At 60.0% G+C, this 14,325-nt stretch carries 12 protein-coding genes; 3 read left to right on the top strand and 9 right to left on the bottom strand.

Annotated features, from left to right (window positions below; genetic code table 11):
• Nucleotides 1–25: 25 nt before the first annotated feature.
• The gene (gene oadA, locus RVY79_RS12885; protein ID WP_317464643.1) at nt 26–1,840 is read right to left on the bottom strand and encodes a sodium-extruding oxaloacetate decarboxylase subunit alpha; all 1,815 of its coding nucleotides are present in this window, start codon (nt 1,838–1,840) and stop codon (nt 26–28) included.
• A gap of 13 nt (nt 1,841–1,853) precedes the next feature.
• Nucleotides 1,854–3,269, bottom strand: a complete 1,416-nt coding sequence (locus RVY79_RS12880; RefSeq protein WP_317464641.1) for an acetyl-CoA carboxylase biotin carboxylase subunit — start codon at nt 3,267–3,269, stop codon at nt 1,854–1,856.
• A 175-nt stretch (nt 3,270–3,444) separates the two neighbouring features.
• Between RVY79_RS12880 and RVY79_RS12875 the strand changes: the two genes are divergently transcribed.
• The 3 genes from RVY79_RS12875 to lipA all read left to right on the top strand — a co-directional run bounded on the left by RVY79_RS12875 (nt 3,445) and on the right by lipA (nt 6,846).
• On the top strand, nt 3,445–4,419 hold the full coding sequence (locus tag RVY79_RS12875; RefSeq protein ID WP_317464639.1) for a LysR family transcriptional regulator: 975 nt from the start codon (nt 3,445–3,447) through the stop codon (nt 4,417–4,419).
• Nucleotides 4,420–4,507: 88 nt separating this feature from the next.
• On the top strand, nt 4,508–5,530 hold the full coding sequence (locus tag RVY79_RS12870) for a zinc-binding alcohol dehydrogenase family protein (protein WP_317464637.1): 1,023 nt from the start codon (nt 4,508–4,510) through the stop codon (nt 5,528–5,530).
• 266 nt (nt 5,531–5,796) lie between these two features.
• Nucleotides 5,797–6,846, top strand: coding sequence for a lipoyl synthase (lipA, locus tag RVY79_RS12865; protein WP_317464635.1), 1,050 nt, complete (start codon nt 5,797–5,799; stop codon nt 6,844–6,846).
• 117 nt (nt 6,847–6,963) lie between these two features.
• Here the strand turns inward: lipA and lipB are convergent, their stop codons facing one another.
• The 7 genes from lipB to mrdA all read right to left on the bottom strand — a co-directional run bounded on the left by lipB (nt 6,964) and on the right by mrdA (nt 14,299).
• Entirely contained in the window at nt 6,964–7,620 is a 657-nt protein-coding gene (gene lipB, locus RVY79_RS12860) for a lipoyl(octanoyl) transferase LipB (RefSeq protein WP_317464633.1), read from the bottom strand.
• Between the two features lie 6 nt (nt 7,621–7,626).
• A complete protein-coding gene (locus RVY79_RS12855) occupies nt 7,627–7,923 on the bottom strand; it encodes a DUF493 domain-containing protein (protein WP_317464632.1) in 297 nt (98 codons plus the stop codon).
• Nucleotides 7,924–8,041: 118 nt separating this feature from the next.
• Complete coding sequence (locus RVY79_RS12850) at nt 8,042–9,244, bottom strand: D-alanyl-D-alanine carboxypeptidase family protein (RefSeq protein WP_317464630.1); 1,203 nt, start codon at nt 9,242–9,244, stop codon at nt 8,042–8,044.
• Between the two features lie 24 nt (nt 9,245–9,268).
• Nucleotides 9,269–10,183, bottom strand: coding sequence for a septal ring lytic transglycosylase RlpA family protein (locus RVY79_RS12845; RefSeq protein WP_317464628.1), 915 nt, complete (start codon nt 10,181–10,183; stop codon nt 9,269–9,271).
• The gene (mltB, locus tag RVY79_RS12840) at nt 10,183–11,208 is read right to left on the bottom strand and encodes a lytic murein transglycosylase B (protein ID WP_317464782.1); all 1,026 of its coding nucleotides are present in this window, start codon (nt 11,206–11,208) and stop codon (nt 10,183–10,185) included. The genes RVY79_RS12845 and mltB overlap by 1 nt, the downstream gene beginning before the upstream one ends.
• A gap of 57 nt (nt 11,209–11,265) precedes the next feature.
• The gene (gene rodA / locus RVY79_RS12835) at nt 11,266–12,384 is read right to left on the bottom strand and encodes a rod shape-determining protein RodA (RefSeq protein WP_317464627.1); all 1,119 of its coding nucleotides are present in this window, start codon (nt 12,382–12,384) and stop codon (nt 11,266–11,268) included.
• Nucleotides 12,385–12,397: 13 nt separating this feature from the next.
• On the bottom strand, nt 12,398–14,299 hold the full coding sequence (gene mrdA, locus RVY79_RS12830; RefSeq protein ID WP_317464626.1) for a penicillin-binding protein 2: 1,902 nt from the start codon (nt 14,297–14,299) through the stop codon (nt 12,398–12,400).
• Nucleotides 14,300–14,325: the final 26 nt, after the last annotated feature.

Here is a 14,325-nt window from a genome sequence, read left to right as displayed (position 1 = left end):
GCCACGGGCATGAGCAACGTGTCCGTCAGGTGATTTCGATCAATACCTCGCCGGGCGTCACGCGGTCGCCCTTGGCGACATGGACCGCCTCGACGGTGCCCGAGATCCGTGCCTGGACCTCGGTTTCCATCTTCATCGCCTCGGTGATCAAGACCGCCTGGCCTTCCTCGACACGATCGCCCTTGGCCACCAGCACATCGACGATATTGCCGGGCATGGAGGTCGTGACATGGCCGGGCTGGGAAGCACGTGCGCGACCTGAGGTCTCGCCGCCGACGAAGGCATCCTTGGCCTCGAAGACGACCTCTTCCGGCATGCCGTCGAGGGTCAGATAAACTTGACGCTTGCCGCCGCTGTTACCGCCCACGCCGGTGATCTGCACTTCGTAGGACTCGCCGTGCACATCAATGACGAACTCGGTGGGGACGCCTTCGGTCACCGGCCGGTTGGCGTCTCCCGCGTCGGGCGCGGGAATCGGCTCCGAGACCAGCGTGCCGTCGCGCCGCCCCTGCAGGTAATCGCGCCCTAGCTCGGAGAACATGGCATAGGTCAGCACGTCCTCCTCGCCTTCTGCCAGTTCACCGATGTCCTTCGTCAAGCGCGCCATCTCGGGATTCAGCCGATCGGCAGGGCGTCCTTCCTCCATCGGGGAGTTGCCGATGGCCTGACGGCGCACATCGTCGTCCACCGGCGCTGGCGGATGACCATAACCGCCCTGAAGATAGCGCTTCACCTCGTTGGTGATGGTCTTGTAGCGCTCGCCAGTGAGCACGTTCATCACTGCTTGGGTGCCAACGATCTGCGAAGTCGGCGTCACCAAGGGCGGATAACCGAGATCAGCGCGCACGCGGGGAATCTCGTTGAACACGTCGCGGATCTTGGACAACGCGTTCTGTTCCTTGAGCTGATTGGCGAGGTTGGACATCATGCCGCCCGGCACCTGGTTGATCTGCACCGAGACGTCCTCGCGGGTGAACTCGCTCTCGAAGGCGGCATACTTCTGGCGCACGCCCCGAAAATAGTCACCGATCTCCTTGAGCGCTTCGAGGTCCAAGCCGCTATCGTATTCGGTGCCCTGAAAGGCAGCGACCATGGCTTCCGTCGACGGATGGCTGGTACCGCCGGCAAACGCCGAGATGCAGGTATCGATATGCCGGCACCCCGCTTCCACGGCTTTGAGATGGCACATCGGCGCCAGCCCCGAGGTGGCGTGGGCATGCAGATGAACCGGCACATCCACGGCCTCGACCAGGGCAGCCACCAGTTCACTCGTGGCATACGGCGTCAGCAGCCCCGCCATGTCCTTGATGGCAATCGAGTCGGCGCCCATGTCGACCAGGCGCTTGGCCTGATCCACGTACATCGCCAGGGTGTGTACAGGACTCACCGTGTAGCAAATCGTGCCCTGGGCGTGCTTGCCGCTGGCCTTGACCGCGCGCATGGCGGTTTCCAGATTGCGTAGATCGTTGAGCGCATCGAAGACACGAAACACATCCACACCGTTATCCGCCGACTTGGCGACGAAACGCTCGACGACGTCATCGGCATAATGGCGATATCCCAGCAGGTTCTGGCCGCGCAGCAGCATCTGCAGCGGCGTGTTGGGCATCGCGTCCTTGAAGGCACGCAGGCGCTCCCACGGGTCTTCCTTAAGAAAACGCACGCAGGCATCGAAGGTCGCCCCGCCCCAGACTTCCAGCGAGTGATAGCCGATGGCGTCCAACTTGGCGCAAGCGGGCAGCATGTCTTCCGTGCGCAGGCGCGTAGCGATCAGCGATTGATGGCCGTCGCGCAGCACGACGTCGGTGATGTTGACCTTGGAAGATGACACGGCATTCATGATGGGTATCTCCTTATAGACCGGCGTGAGCGGCGATGGCGGCGGCAATCGCCAGGGCGACTTCTTCGGGATTGCGCTTGACCGAATAATCGAGCAATTCGGGATGATTGGGCACGAAGCCGGTATCGAAGTGCCCACTGCGGAAATCGGGGTGGCGAAGGATTTCCTGATAATAAGGCGCGGTGGTCTTGACCCCCTGCAGACGCATGTCGTTGAGGGCGCGAATTCCTCGATCGAGCGTTTCCTCCCAACTCATGCCCCACACGATCAGCTTCAAGCACATGGAGTCGAAGTACGGCGGAATGGTATAGCCGGTATAGATGGCCGTATCGGTGCGCACCCCTGGTCCGCCCGGTGCATAATAGCGCGTGATACGCCCGAACGAAGGCAAGAAGTCGTTCTTGGGGTCTTCGGCGTTGATGCGGAACTGGATGGCATAGCCATGGTGGCGGATGTCTTCCTGGCGGTAGGCGAGCTTGAGTCCTGCGGCGATGCGCAGTTGCTCGCGCACGATATCGACCCCGGTGATCGCTTCAGAAATGGTGTGCTCGACCTGCACGCGAGTATTCATCTCCATGAAGTAGACCTCGTTACCCTTGACGAGGAACTCCACGGTACCCGCGTTTTCATAGCCCACCGCGCTGGCCGCACGGACCGCCATTTCGCCGACGTAGGCACGTTGCTCGGGCGTTAGCTGGGGGCTCGGCGCTATTTCGATGAGCTTCTGGTTGCGGCGCTGGATCGAACAGTCGCGCTCGAAGAGATGGATCACGTTGCCGATACTGTCCGCCAGTATCTGCACCTCGATATGATGAGGCTCGACGACGCATTTCTCCATGAACACATCGGCGCTGCCGAACGCCTTGGTCGCCTCGGAGATCACGCGTTCCCAGGCCTGCTCGAGCTGCGCCGGCGTGTCACAACGGCGAATGCCGCGTCCACCGCCGCCCGAGGTCGCCTTGAGCATCACCGGATACCCAATCGTCTCGGCCAACGACAAGGCCTCCTCACACGTCTCGAGGTTGTTTTCCGAGCCTGGCGTGACCGGAACGCCGGCGTCGCGCATCGCTGCGCGCGCCGCCGTCTTGTCGCCCATCCGCGCGATCACATCGGCGCTCGGCCCCACGAAAGCCAGCCCCGCATCTTCGCAGATACGCGCGAAGTCGGTGTTTTCCGAGAGGAAACCATAGCCGGGGTGAATCGCGTCACAGCCGGTTTCGCGTGCCAGATCGACGATACGCCGTGGATCGAGATATCCCGCCAGCGGGTCCTCGCCGACGAAATGCGCCTCATCGGCGCGCTTGACGTGTAGCGCGAAGCGATCGGGCTCGGTGTAGATCGCTACCGAGCGGATGCCCATCTCGGCGCAGGCGCGTACAATGCGTACAGCAATTTCGCCACGATTGGCGATGAGAAGTTTCTTGAACACCGTCTGCCCTCCGGTTGCGGACGTCGCGTGACACAGCGTGCCATCGTGACGCCCTCTGGGTCGCTGAGTGCTTGTCATTATCGTACTCTCACGCTACCCACCGAAGGATCAATAGAAAAATTGATATTTTTTTGCCAAGCTATAAGCAATAGCTTATGACCACGCCGGGGGCGTCATGTCACGACCCAATCTGCTCAATCGTCTGACCTTTCGCCAATTGCAGGTTTTCCAGGCCGTGCACCGGCAGCAGTCTTATTCGCGTGCGGCCGAACAACTAGGTCTCACACAGCCCGCTGTCAGCGCTCAGATCCGTCAACTCGAGCAGGCGCTCGAGCAGCCACTCTTCAAGTATGCGGGCAAGACGCTGCACGTGCTTCCGGCTGCTGATGCGCTGGCCGCCTCGGTGCAGTCGATCTTCGGCCAGGTTTCCAGCCTACAGATGGAGCTTTCCGAACTGGCGGGGACCATTCGCGGCGAGCTCAATCTCGCTGCCGTCAGCACCGCGCAGTATGTCGTGCCGCACATCTTGGCACGCTTTCGCGCCCGCTACCCGGAGGTGCAGGTACGCCTGCGCGTCTGCAATCGCGGTCAGGCGCTGGAGCGTCTCGCCGAGCGGCGCGACGACCTGGTGATCATGGGCATGGTGCCCGAGGACGCCAACCTTGCCTTCATGCCGATCCTCGACAACGAGATGATCCCCGTAGTGTGGCCCGGACACCCGTTGCTGGCGGCCGACTCGCCCACGCTCGAGGATTTTACGCGCTATTACGTGCTGATGCGCGAACCCGGCTCAGGGACGCGCACCGCATTCGAGGACTTCGTCGCCCGTGAGCGGGTATCGCTACGTCATACCCTGGAGCTTGGCACCAACGAGGCGATCAAGCAGGGGGTCATGGCGCATCTCGGCGTCGCCGTGTTGCCGCGCCTTGCGGTCCAACTCGAACTTGCTTCAGGGCTGCTGGCGTCACCCACGCTACCCGGCTTCCCGCTGCGCCGTTCCTGGTGCACCGTGCATCCCAAGGATCGCTATCCCACGCCGGTGACCGAGCTTTTCCTGCGCTTCGTGCGCGAACTGTTGCCCGAGCTGAATGCGCACTTCAAGGCGCCGCTGGTGCCCGCGCCCGGTCCCAGCTTCGCCTGCACGCCCTGAATCAGCCACGCTTGACTTGACTCCCACCTTGACGGCCCTCATCTAGTGGGCAGCGTCATTACGTTTCGCTTTTTATAGGGAGTCAGTCATGCAAGTAGTCGCCACCACCGGGCAGCCCCAGGCAGCGCCCCAAGACGCTTTCGAGCTCCACGAACGCGAGATGCCCACTCCCGGCGAATGGGACCTCCTCGTGCGCGTCGACGCGGTATCGGTCAATCCGGTGGATACCAAGATTCGCCAGGGTGCCTTCCTGCCCAGCGACCAGCACAACGTCCTCGGCTGGGATGCCGTGGGCCGGGTGGAGCGTGTCGGCGCCAGCGTCGAGCATTTCGCCCCGGGAGATCGCGTGTACTATGCCGGCGAGGTCGAGCGCCCCGGCTGCAACGCCGAATATCAACTCGTCGATGCGCGCCTGACCGCCAAGGCACCGAGCAAATTAAGCGCCGAGGAAGCGGCCGCCATGCCGTTGACGGCACTCACCGCCTGGGAAGCTTTGTTCGACAAGCTCAAGCTCACCCAAGGCGACGATACCCACCGCGACCAGACCCTGCTGATCATCAACGGTGCTGGTGGTGTCGGCTCGATCGCGACGCAAATGGCCCGCCAGCTCACTGGCATCAAGGTCATCGCCACGGCGTCCCGCGATATGTCCATCGAATGGTGCCGGCGCATGGGCGCACATGAGGTCGTCGATCACCACGATCTGGTGGCGAACATGCAGAAGGCCGGTCACGAGCAGGTCGATTACATCTTCAATTGCCACGATATCGGCGACCACTGGGAGAACATGACCACGCTCATTCGTCCCCTGGGCCATATCGTGGCCATCGCCGAGACCCAGAAGAGCGTCGACCTCAACGCCCTGCAAGGCAAGGCGGTGACCTTTAGTTGGGAATTCATGTTCGCGCGGCCGTTGCACGGCGCTGATATCGCCCACCAGGGCAGCATCCTGGCCACCTTGGCCGAGCACTTCAATGCCGGTCATCTGCGCAGCACACTCAGCGATATCGTCGGCCCATTGACTCCGGCAAATCTCGGGGAAGCCCACCGCCGCCTCGAAACCGGCCACACCACGGGCAAGCTGGTGTTGAGTGCCATGCCCGAGGCGTGACATCCCCATCGCTGACTCACCCCTGCGCAATACGACACGCCCGGCATCGGCCGGGCGTGGTATCGCATGCGGCCAGGTACCGTCCTTGACACTGACGCGCCTTTGACAGCCTGTCCAGCACTACGCCTTTTGTGGTATGTTGGATATATCTATTCACGCATAATCAGACGTGCCAGGCCCCCGGAAACGTCGACCGACGCCCTTCCCCTCGTTCTGTGGTAGCGTCGCCTCGACGCCGTCGGCCGGCTTGCAGAGAGGCTCACGCTATGAGCGACACTCCTACCCAACGCGTCACCAGCGGCAAGAAATACCGCAACGACCAGGGCATCGCCGCCATCAAAGATGGCATGAAGTCACGCGAGCAATCCGCAGATGGCGTCGGCGGCCGTAAGCCTTCATGGCTACGCGTCCAGATGCCCGGCGGCGAACGCTTCGAGGCGGTCAAGCGCAACGTGAAGGAGCACCGGCTCAGCACCGTCTGTGCCGAGTCCCACTGTCCGAACATGGGTGAATGCTGGAGCAACGGCACTGCCACCATCATGCTGATGGGCTCGGTATGTACCCGGGCCTGCCGCTTCTGCGCCGTCGACACCGGCAACCCGCGTGGCTGGCTAGACCCCGAGGAACCGGCGAACACCGCCGAGTCGGTGGAACTGATGGGGCTGCGTTATGTGGTACTGACCTCGGTGGATCGCGACGACCTGCCCGACGCGGGCGCTAGCCACTACGCCGACTGCATTCGTGCGATCAAGGCACGCACCCCCCAGGTAGCGGTGGAAGCCTTGACACCGGACTTCGACGGCATCCCCAGTGCCGTCGAGCGAGTCGTCGATTCCGGCCTGGAAGTGTTTGCCCAGAACGTCGAGACCGTGGAGCGCCTGACCGGGCGCGTGCGCGACCCGCGTGCCGGTTATCGCAAGACCCTCGACGTACTGGCGCATGCCAAGCGTTACCGCCCCGAGGTGATCACCAAGACCAGCATCATGCTGGGACTCGGTGAAACCGAAGAAGAGATCCTCGAGACTTTCGATGACCTTCGTGCCATCGGCGTCGACATCGTGACCCTGGGTCAGTACCTGCAACCGACCCGTAACCACCTGCCGGTGGAACGCTGGGTGACGCCCGACGAATTCGAACACTATCGCCAGCAGGGCCTGGCAAAAGGGTTCATGGAAGTGCCGTCGGGGCCGTTGGTGCGCTCCAGCTATCGCGCCGACCGGGTGTTCGAGAAGAACAACCTGGGGCTGGCCGCCCCGGCTGAGGTGCCCGGTCAATCGCCCGACCCCGACCGCATCGCGGCCGTCAACGTCGGCTAGTCGCGACGCTATCCTCGCTATCCAAGACAAACGGCCCACCGTGGACTACGTACACGGTGGGCCGTTTTCATTGAGACAACGCTGGGCGATTTTGAAGAGCGCTCAACGGCGGCGCGTTCAGGCGTTCTCGGGGGCAACCGGCACGAGCGTTCGTTCCAGCGTTCGCGCCAGACGCTCGGCCAGCTCGACGGCGACCGTATCGCTCTCCGGACAGGCGTCGATCAAATCGGCAAGCCGCGTCATGCTCATGCCGGCATAGCCACAGGGATTGATGCGCTGGAAGGGGGACAAGTCGCCATCGACGTTGAGCGCAATGCCGTGAAAGCTGGCGCCGCGCCGAATACGCAAGCCTAGCGAGGCGATCTTGGCCTCGCCGACATAGACACCCGGCGCGTCAGGGCGCGCATACGCCTCCACGTCATACTCGGCCAGCAACGCGATCGTCGTGTCCTCGAGCGCCGACACCAACTCACGCACGCCCAGCTTGGCACGACGTACATCGATCAACGGATAAAGCACGACCTGGCCCGGTCCATGATACGTCACCTGCCCGCCACGATCGGTGGCGACGACAGGAATATCACCCGGCATGAGCAGGTGCTCGGGCTTGCCGGCCTGCCCCTGCGTGAATACCGGCTCGTGCTCCACCAGCCAGAATTGATCGGGCGTTGCGGCATCACGCTCGTCGGTGAGCTTGCGCATGGCCCGCCACACCGGCTCATAGGCGCGACGCCCAAGACGATGCAGCTGCACCGCCGAGCGGTCCTCGCTCATCGCCACCTACAGCACCATATGCACACGGCCCGTCGCTTTCAGCGAATGGAACAGTGCATTGAGCTGATCTTGCCCGGTGGCATGAATGACCACACGCACGGATTGAAAGCGGCCATTGCGACTATCGACCATGCGCACACTGCGACGGTCGAAGCCTGGCGAATGCTGCTCGACGATATCGACCACGCTAGCCTTGAAATCCGGAGCCGCGTCACCGACGATCTTGATGGGATACTGACAGGGAAATTCGATCTTGGGTGCTCGTTGCGACGCACCCTGCTCGATTGGTGAAGTCTGTTGCATGGAGAACGGCCTCGCATGGGCACGGCATGATATTTCCGAGTATTCTACTCAACCTTGACTTCGCGACCAAGGGCGAAGCCGCCGAACCGCTTCACCCCTGGCGAGCCCCCATCCCTGGTCAGTCGAAGAATCCATACACGAATTGCAGCACGCTATCCCAAAGCCGCTTGAAAAAACCCCCTTCAGGGACTGGTTCCAATGCGACCAGGGGCCGTTCATCGAGCACTTCTCCGTCGAGCTTGATCTTCAATGTGCCGAGCTGCTCTCCTTGCTCGACCGGCGCGTTGATGGTTTTACGGATATCCAACTGAGCATTCAGCTCATCGATACGACCACGCGGCACCGTTATAAAGACATCACTGGCCACACCCAAGCGGAGCGTATCCTGTTCGCCGCCCCAGACACGCGGCTTGTTGAGTACTGCGCCACTTTTATAGAGCTTCTGAGTCTCGAAGAAGCGAAAGCCATAACTGAGCAGCTTCTGGGTTTCTTGAGCCCGTGCCTCGTCGGAGTCGGTACCCATGACCACCGCAATCAAACGCGTGCCATCTTCTTTTGCTGACGCCACCAGACAATAGCCGGCAGCCTCAGTATGCCCCGTTTTCAAGCCATCGACGTTTGGATCACGCCATAATAGACGGTTGCGGTTGGGTTGACGGATATCGTTCCACGTAAAGTACTTTTCCGAATACATTTCATAGTGGTCGGGATAATCCTTGATGATGTGCTGCGCGATGACCGCCAGGTCATGTGCCGACGAGTAATGATCGTCGTGTGGCAAACCAGTAGGGTTCATGAAGTGCGTATGCTTGAGATTCATACGCGCGGCTTGCTGATTCATCAGGTCAGCAAAGGCTCCCTCGCTACCCGCGATATGTTCAGCCAACGCGACACTGGCATCGTTACCCGACTGAATCACTACGCCGTGCAGCAGGTCATTAATCGTCACCTTGCTGCCCGGCTTGAGAAACATCCGCGAGCCACCCGTACGCCAAGCATGCTCGCTGATCGTCGCTTTTTCGTCGCCACTGATATTGCCGGCATCGATTTCACGTTCGACGATATAGGCCGTCATCATCTTGGTAAGACTGGCAGGCGGCAATTCTTTATCGGCATTATGCTCGACGAGTATCTTGCCGCTATTGGCATCCATCAACACCCAAGCGGTTGCCGACAATTGGGGTGGCGAAGGCACCATCGAAGACGGGACCGGCGATGGCTGCGGTAGGGACTTGGCCTGCACCGTGGGAAGGAGGCCGCCAACGCATAGCGTGACCAGCAAGACGACATATAACAATAATGATCGGGCGAACACTCTCATGACAACGTTTCTCGCTAAGCGGGGTTACTCGGTAGCGGAAACCACAAACGGCTGGTCAAATCCCGCCGCTTGCAATTCCGCTTTGATGGAATCGAGTTGCGAAGTATCACGCACAGGACCTACCTGGACGCGATACAGTGACGCCTTCCTCCGTATGCGTACGGGACGCGATACTTGTGCTTGCAAGCGCATTTCCAGCGCCTTGGCTCGGGCCGCAGAACTCAGTGCCGCGACCTGAACATACTGCTGCATGCCCCCTTGGCGTTCGGTGACAGGATCTTGCCCGGGCGCTCCGGCAAACGAGGCTTTATTATCTGCGTTTTGTATTGTGTCTTGAGCAGGGACGCCGGAGGACGCGACCATATCACCTTTCGCGGTCGAGGACATAGTGCGCTTATGCTGCTCGGCCCACTGCCTGGGGTCAATAGCTTCAACGCGCACATGCCCCGTACCCGCCTTGAGAATCTTGAGGCGCGCCGCCGCCGCATAGGAGAGATCAATCAATCGATCACCATGAAACGGGCCTCGATCATTGATTCGCACGATGACGTCACGTCCGTTATCGAGATTGGTCACGCGTGCATAGGTCGGCAGCGGCAGTGTTCGGTGGGCCGCCGACATCTTGTACATATCGTAGGGCTCGCCACTGGCGGTGTCATAACCCTGGAACTTGGTGCCATACCAAGAGGCCTTGCCTTCCGCCTCATAGCCACTGGCGTCGGACAAGACATGATAGGTTTCACCCCATACTTCATAGGTGGCGCGATTACCGCTCTCGGCCAGCGGCTCGACCTTGGGAACCGCATCCGGCACCTGAGACACATCCGGTGGCGCGTCCGGATACGCATCGTTTTGCTGCGCATAGCGGCCACCACGATCACTCGCACATCCTGCCATCAACAGCATCAAGGCACACACCAACACCCCACCGACTCTCATCAGTCCACCTCGTCGAGAGATGCCTGAATACGCGACGCAAGCTCGGTGACGGCCATCGCATACAGATAGCTGTGGTTATAACGCGTGATGACATAGAAGTTCTCGTGTCCCAACGCGTAGCGATACTCGCCCGACTCGAGTGCCAAGGATAAAGGAATGACATTCGACCTCTCGAGCTTACCACGTGGATGCACACCGACATCGGCCAAACGCGCCACTTTTACGTAAGGCTCACGCGTGCGGTTGAAGTCAATCGAGTGCGGTGGCGTCTCAGGGCCATCGGCAGGCGTCACCACCGGTGCGCCCCGGCGCCACCCATGCTCGGCGAAGTAATTACCCACGCTGCCGATCGCGTCGACGGGGTCGGTCCACAGATCGCGCTTCCCATCCGCATTGAAATCGACCGCATAAGCCTGGTAACTCGTCGGGATAAACTGTGGGTAGCCCATGGCGCCGGCATAGGAGCCCTTGGGTGCTTCCGGGGAAATGCCTTGATCCAACGTAATGTCGAGAAACGCCGCCAGTTCACCACGGAAAAATTCGCCTCGTGAAGGGTGGTAAAAGGCCAGCGTGGCAAGTGAATCGAGGACGCGATGATCACCTTTATACTGCCCATAGTTCGTCTCGACACCGATGATCGCGGCAATATAAGCGGGCGGCACGCCGTATTCGCGTTCGGCACGCGCGAAGGCATCACGGTGCTCGCGAATGAACGCAACGCCTTCACGGGCACGCTCTGGTTGCACGAAGATGTCGCGATACTCATGCCAGTTCAAGCGGCGCTCGACCGCTCCCTGCATGGCATCCAACACCTCCTGGCTAAACTGGGCGTGACGCAATGCCTGCATCACCGCATCGCGGGAAACATCGGGGCCCGATACGTCATCGACCCACCGCTGGATATCCGCATGCGAAGTGGGATCGAAATCCTCGGCAGCGTATGCCACCGGGGGCAGGCTCACCCCGCATAGCAATAGCGCCAAGCCAAGCTTTTGCCAATGCAAACGTGTACCACTCCACTTCATCAAGCTCTGACTCCTTGGCCCTGAGCCGTCGTCAACTCTTTTCTCATCGCGCCATTCCTAGCGCGGCAACAACCGCCAATGGGTGTGAACGGACATGAGGATACCGAAACCAAGTAGTAAGGTCACGCTGGATGTACCGCCGAAACTGACCAACGGTAACGGCACCCCGACGATGGGCAGAATACCGCTGACCATGCCGATATTGACAAACACATAAAGGAAAAACGTCAGCACGATGCTGCCACCAACCAGGCGCCCGAACGTATCCTGAGCGGTATTGGACAAGAAGAGCCCACGCCCGACGATGAGAACGTAGAGAGCCAGGAATGTCAGCATGCCGATCAGCCCCCACTCTTCCCCCAGCACAGCGCCAATGAAGTCTGTGTGGCGCTCGGGAAGAAACTCCAGCTGAGATTGCGTCCCCAACCCCCAGCCTTTGCCGAAGACACCCCCGCTGCCGATGGCGGTTTTCGACTGGATGATATTCCAGCCTGCCCCCAACGGATCGCTTTCAGGATTGAGGAAGGTCAATACGCGTTGGCGTTGGTATTCATGCATGTTGAACCACAATAGCGGTAACGCCGACGCCACCAGCACGGCAAGCAATCCGATCACTCGCCAAGACAACCCCGCTAGAAAGATGACGAACACCGCAGAGCACGCCACCAGCAGTGATGTCCCCAGGTCAGGTTGACGCATGATCAACAGCACCGGCACACCGATAATCAGGCCACACACCAACAGATCGCGAGCATTGGGGGGTAACACACGTTTATAGAGATACGCCGCCACCATCATGGGAACCGCCAGCTTCATCAACTCGGATGGCTGAAAACGGATGACTCCAGGGATTTCCAGCCAACGCTGCGCCCCCATTCCCATGTCACCCATCACCTCAACCGCCACGAGCATAGCTACTCCCGTGATATAACCGAGGGGGGTCCAACGGCATAACGTGCTCGGCGAAAACTGAGCAATGACAAACATTGAGGCCAAGGCGACACCAAAGCGAGCCACTTGCCCTATCACCACCGATGCATTCATCCCACTCGCACTATAGAGCACGACCAACCCCGCCCCCATCAGCGTTAACAGCAGCAGCAACAACCAGGGGTCGAGATGAAGACGCGTCCATATAGAGCGTTTACGCCCCATGTCATAGGACGATCTAGTCATGATGCGGCGCCATTCAAGTCCCTTCAACTTCGACGCCCTCCTCGATCAGTTTCTCGCCTTGATGGGTATTCTCATCATCAGACAATATCCACTCATCTGCCAGAGCACGTGCCAGTCCAGCGGCGTGTGAGCTTCCGCCCCCCGCGTTCTCGACGATGACGGCGATGGCGATCTGCGGATCGTCAATCGGTGCAAACGCTATAAACAGGGCGTGGTCACGTAAGCGTTCCCGGAGTTCATCGGCGTTGTATTCCTCGTTTTTGTCCAACGAGAAGACTTGTGCCGTACCCGATTTGCCCGCCATTTTATATTTCAAGCCCACGCCGATATGACGAGCGGTCCCTTCTTGCCCACTGACCACTTTGCGCATGCCACTGAAGACGATATCCCACCAACGATCCTTGGCAAGCTCTATATCGGGCTTGGTATTGGCAAAAGGAGGTTCGATTTCCTTCTTGCCAACGCGCTTGGCCAGATGGGGACGCACCCAATGTCCGCGGTTGGCAAGCGTCGCCACGGCAGTGGCAAGTTGCAAAGGCGTGACCATCCAGTAGCCTTGTCCGATACCCGCCGACAGCGTCTCGCCGGGATACCAGACCTGGCCGTATTTCTTGCGTTTCCACTCACGCGACGGCACCACACCTGGTAAGGCACCTTGTACGTCCAGGGAAGTCACTTCTCCAAAACCAAATTTATGCATGAAATCGGAGAACGCATCGATCCCAAGGCGGTGCGCCATAGTATAGAAATAGGTGTTATTGGAAACGGCCAGAGCCCGCTCCATGTCGACACGCCCATGTCCCCAACGCAACCAATTGCGATAACGGCGTGTCCCATTAGGCAATTTGTAATACCCAGGGTCGTAGATAATTTCCTGCGGCGTTACAACCTCGTTTTGTAGCGCCGCCAAGGCTTCGAAGGGCTTGATGGTGGAGCCGATCGGATACTGGCCACGTGCGGCACGATTGAACAAGGGTAAGTCGGGGTTTTGCCGCAGCGCACGGTAATCTTCATATGAAATACCGGTCACGAACTTATTGGAATCGAAGCCCGGTGCGGACACCATCGCTAGAATATCGCCAGTTTGGGGCTGGATAGCGACGATGGAGCCACGGTGATCCCCCAGCAGTTTGTAAGCCAGTTTTTGCAAGCGCGTATCGATGGTCAGCGTCACGTCCTTGCCTGGCTCTGGTGGCGTACGCGCGAGCTCACGCAGCACGCGGCCACGGGCGTTGGTTTCCACCTTGCGCAGGCCGGCCTGCCCATGCAGCGCTTGTTCGTATTCTTTCTCGATACCGGTCTTGCCGATATAGTGCGTGCCGGCATAGTTACCGCTATCGAGCGAAGCAAGTTCTTCCTCGTTGATCCGCCCCACATAACCCAGCACGTGCGACATGATCTTGGGATTGGGGTAGTGACGCAGCCATTGCGCCTCGACCTCGATCCCCGGGAGCCGATACCGGTTGACAGCCAATCGTGCAATCTGGCGTTCGCTCAGATCGCTCATCAGCAGGGCCGGCTGATAAGGTCTCTGGCGCTGACGCGAGCGCTTGCGAAACGTCTCGACCTGCGTTTCGTCCAACTCCAGGATATCCACCAATCGCTCGAGTGTAGCGTCGATATCCCCGACCCGCTCACGCACGATGGTCAGGTTGAAGGTCGGGCGATTCTGAGCTAACGGCTTCCCCTGGCGGTCATAGATAAGCCCCCGTGTCGGGGGTAACGGCTCGACACGCACGCGGTTGTTCTCTGAACGCGTGGCGAAGACATCATGCTGGACGACCTGAAGATAAAAAAGACGAGCCCCCAGACCACCGGCCATCAGCAATACGAACAGGGCCGCCATTAGCGAGCGAGCCCGGAATAAACGGACTTCTCGGGCGGTATCCTTGATTGGATCGCGTCGTTTACGCATGAATCCCCGATAACAGGCGGGAAGGT

This window comes from Chromohalobacter sp. HP20-39 (assembly GCF_033052815.1).
GTDB lineage: Bacteria > Pseudomonadota > Gammaproteobacteria > Pseudomonadales > Halomonadaceae > Chromohalobacter.
This window is presented reverse-complemented; position numbering and strand designations above follow the sequence as displayed.

What these genes read in the sequence shown, in the direction of transcription:
- oadA (WP_317464643.1), bottom strand. Translation starts at nt 1,840, where the DNA reads ATGAATGCCGTGTCATCTTCCAAGGTCAACATCACCGACGTCGTGCTG.
- RVY79_RS12875 (WP_317464639.1), top strand. Translation starts at nt 3,445, where the DNA reads ATGTCACGACCCAATCTGCTCAATCGTCTGACCTTTCGCCAATTGCAG.
- RVY79_RS12870 (WP_317464637.1), top strand. Translation starts at nt 4,508, where the DNA reads ATGCAAGTAGTCGCCACCACCGGGCAGCCCCAGGCAGCGCCCCAAGAC.
- lipA (WP_317464635.1), top strand. Translation starts at nt 5,797, where the DNA reads ATGAGCGACACTCCTACCCAACGCGTCACCAGCGGCAAGAAATACCGC.
- lipB (WP_317464633.1), bottom strand. Translation starts at nt 7,620, where the DNA reads ATGAGCGAGGACCGCTCGGCGGTGCAGCTGCATCGTCTTGGGCGTCGC.
- RVY79_RS12855 (WP_317464632.1), bottom strand. Translation starts at nt 7,923, where the DNA reads ATGCAACAGACTTCACCAATCGAGCAGGGTGCGTCGCAACGAGCACCC.
- RVY79_RS12850 (WP_317464630.1), bottom strand. Translation starts at nt 9,244, where the DNA reads ATGAGAGTGTTCGCCCGATCATTATTGTTATATGTCGTCTTGCTGGTC.
- RVY79_RS12845 (WP_317464628.1), bottom strand. Translation starts at nt 10,183, where the DNA reads ATGAGAGTCGGTGGGGTGTTGGTGTGTGCCTTGATGCTGTTGATGGCA.
- mltB (WP_317464782.1), bottom strand. Translation starts at nt 11,208, where the DNA reads ATGAAGTGGAGTGGTACACGTTTGCATTGGCAAAAGCTTGGCTTGGCG.
- rodA (WP_317464627.1), bottom strand. Translation starts at nt 12,384, where the DNA reads ATGACTAGATCGTCCTATGACATGGGGCGTAAACGCTCTATATGGACG.
- mrdA (WP_317464626.1), bottom strand. Translation starts at nt 14,299, where the DNA reads ATGCGTAAACGACGCGATCCAATCAAGGATACCGCCCGAGAAGTCCGT.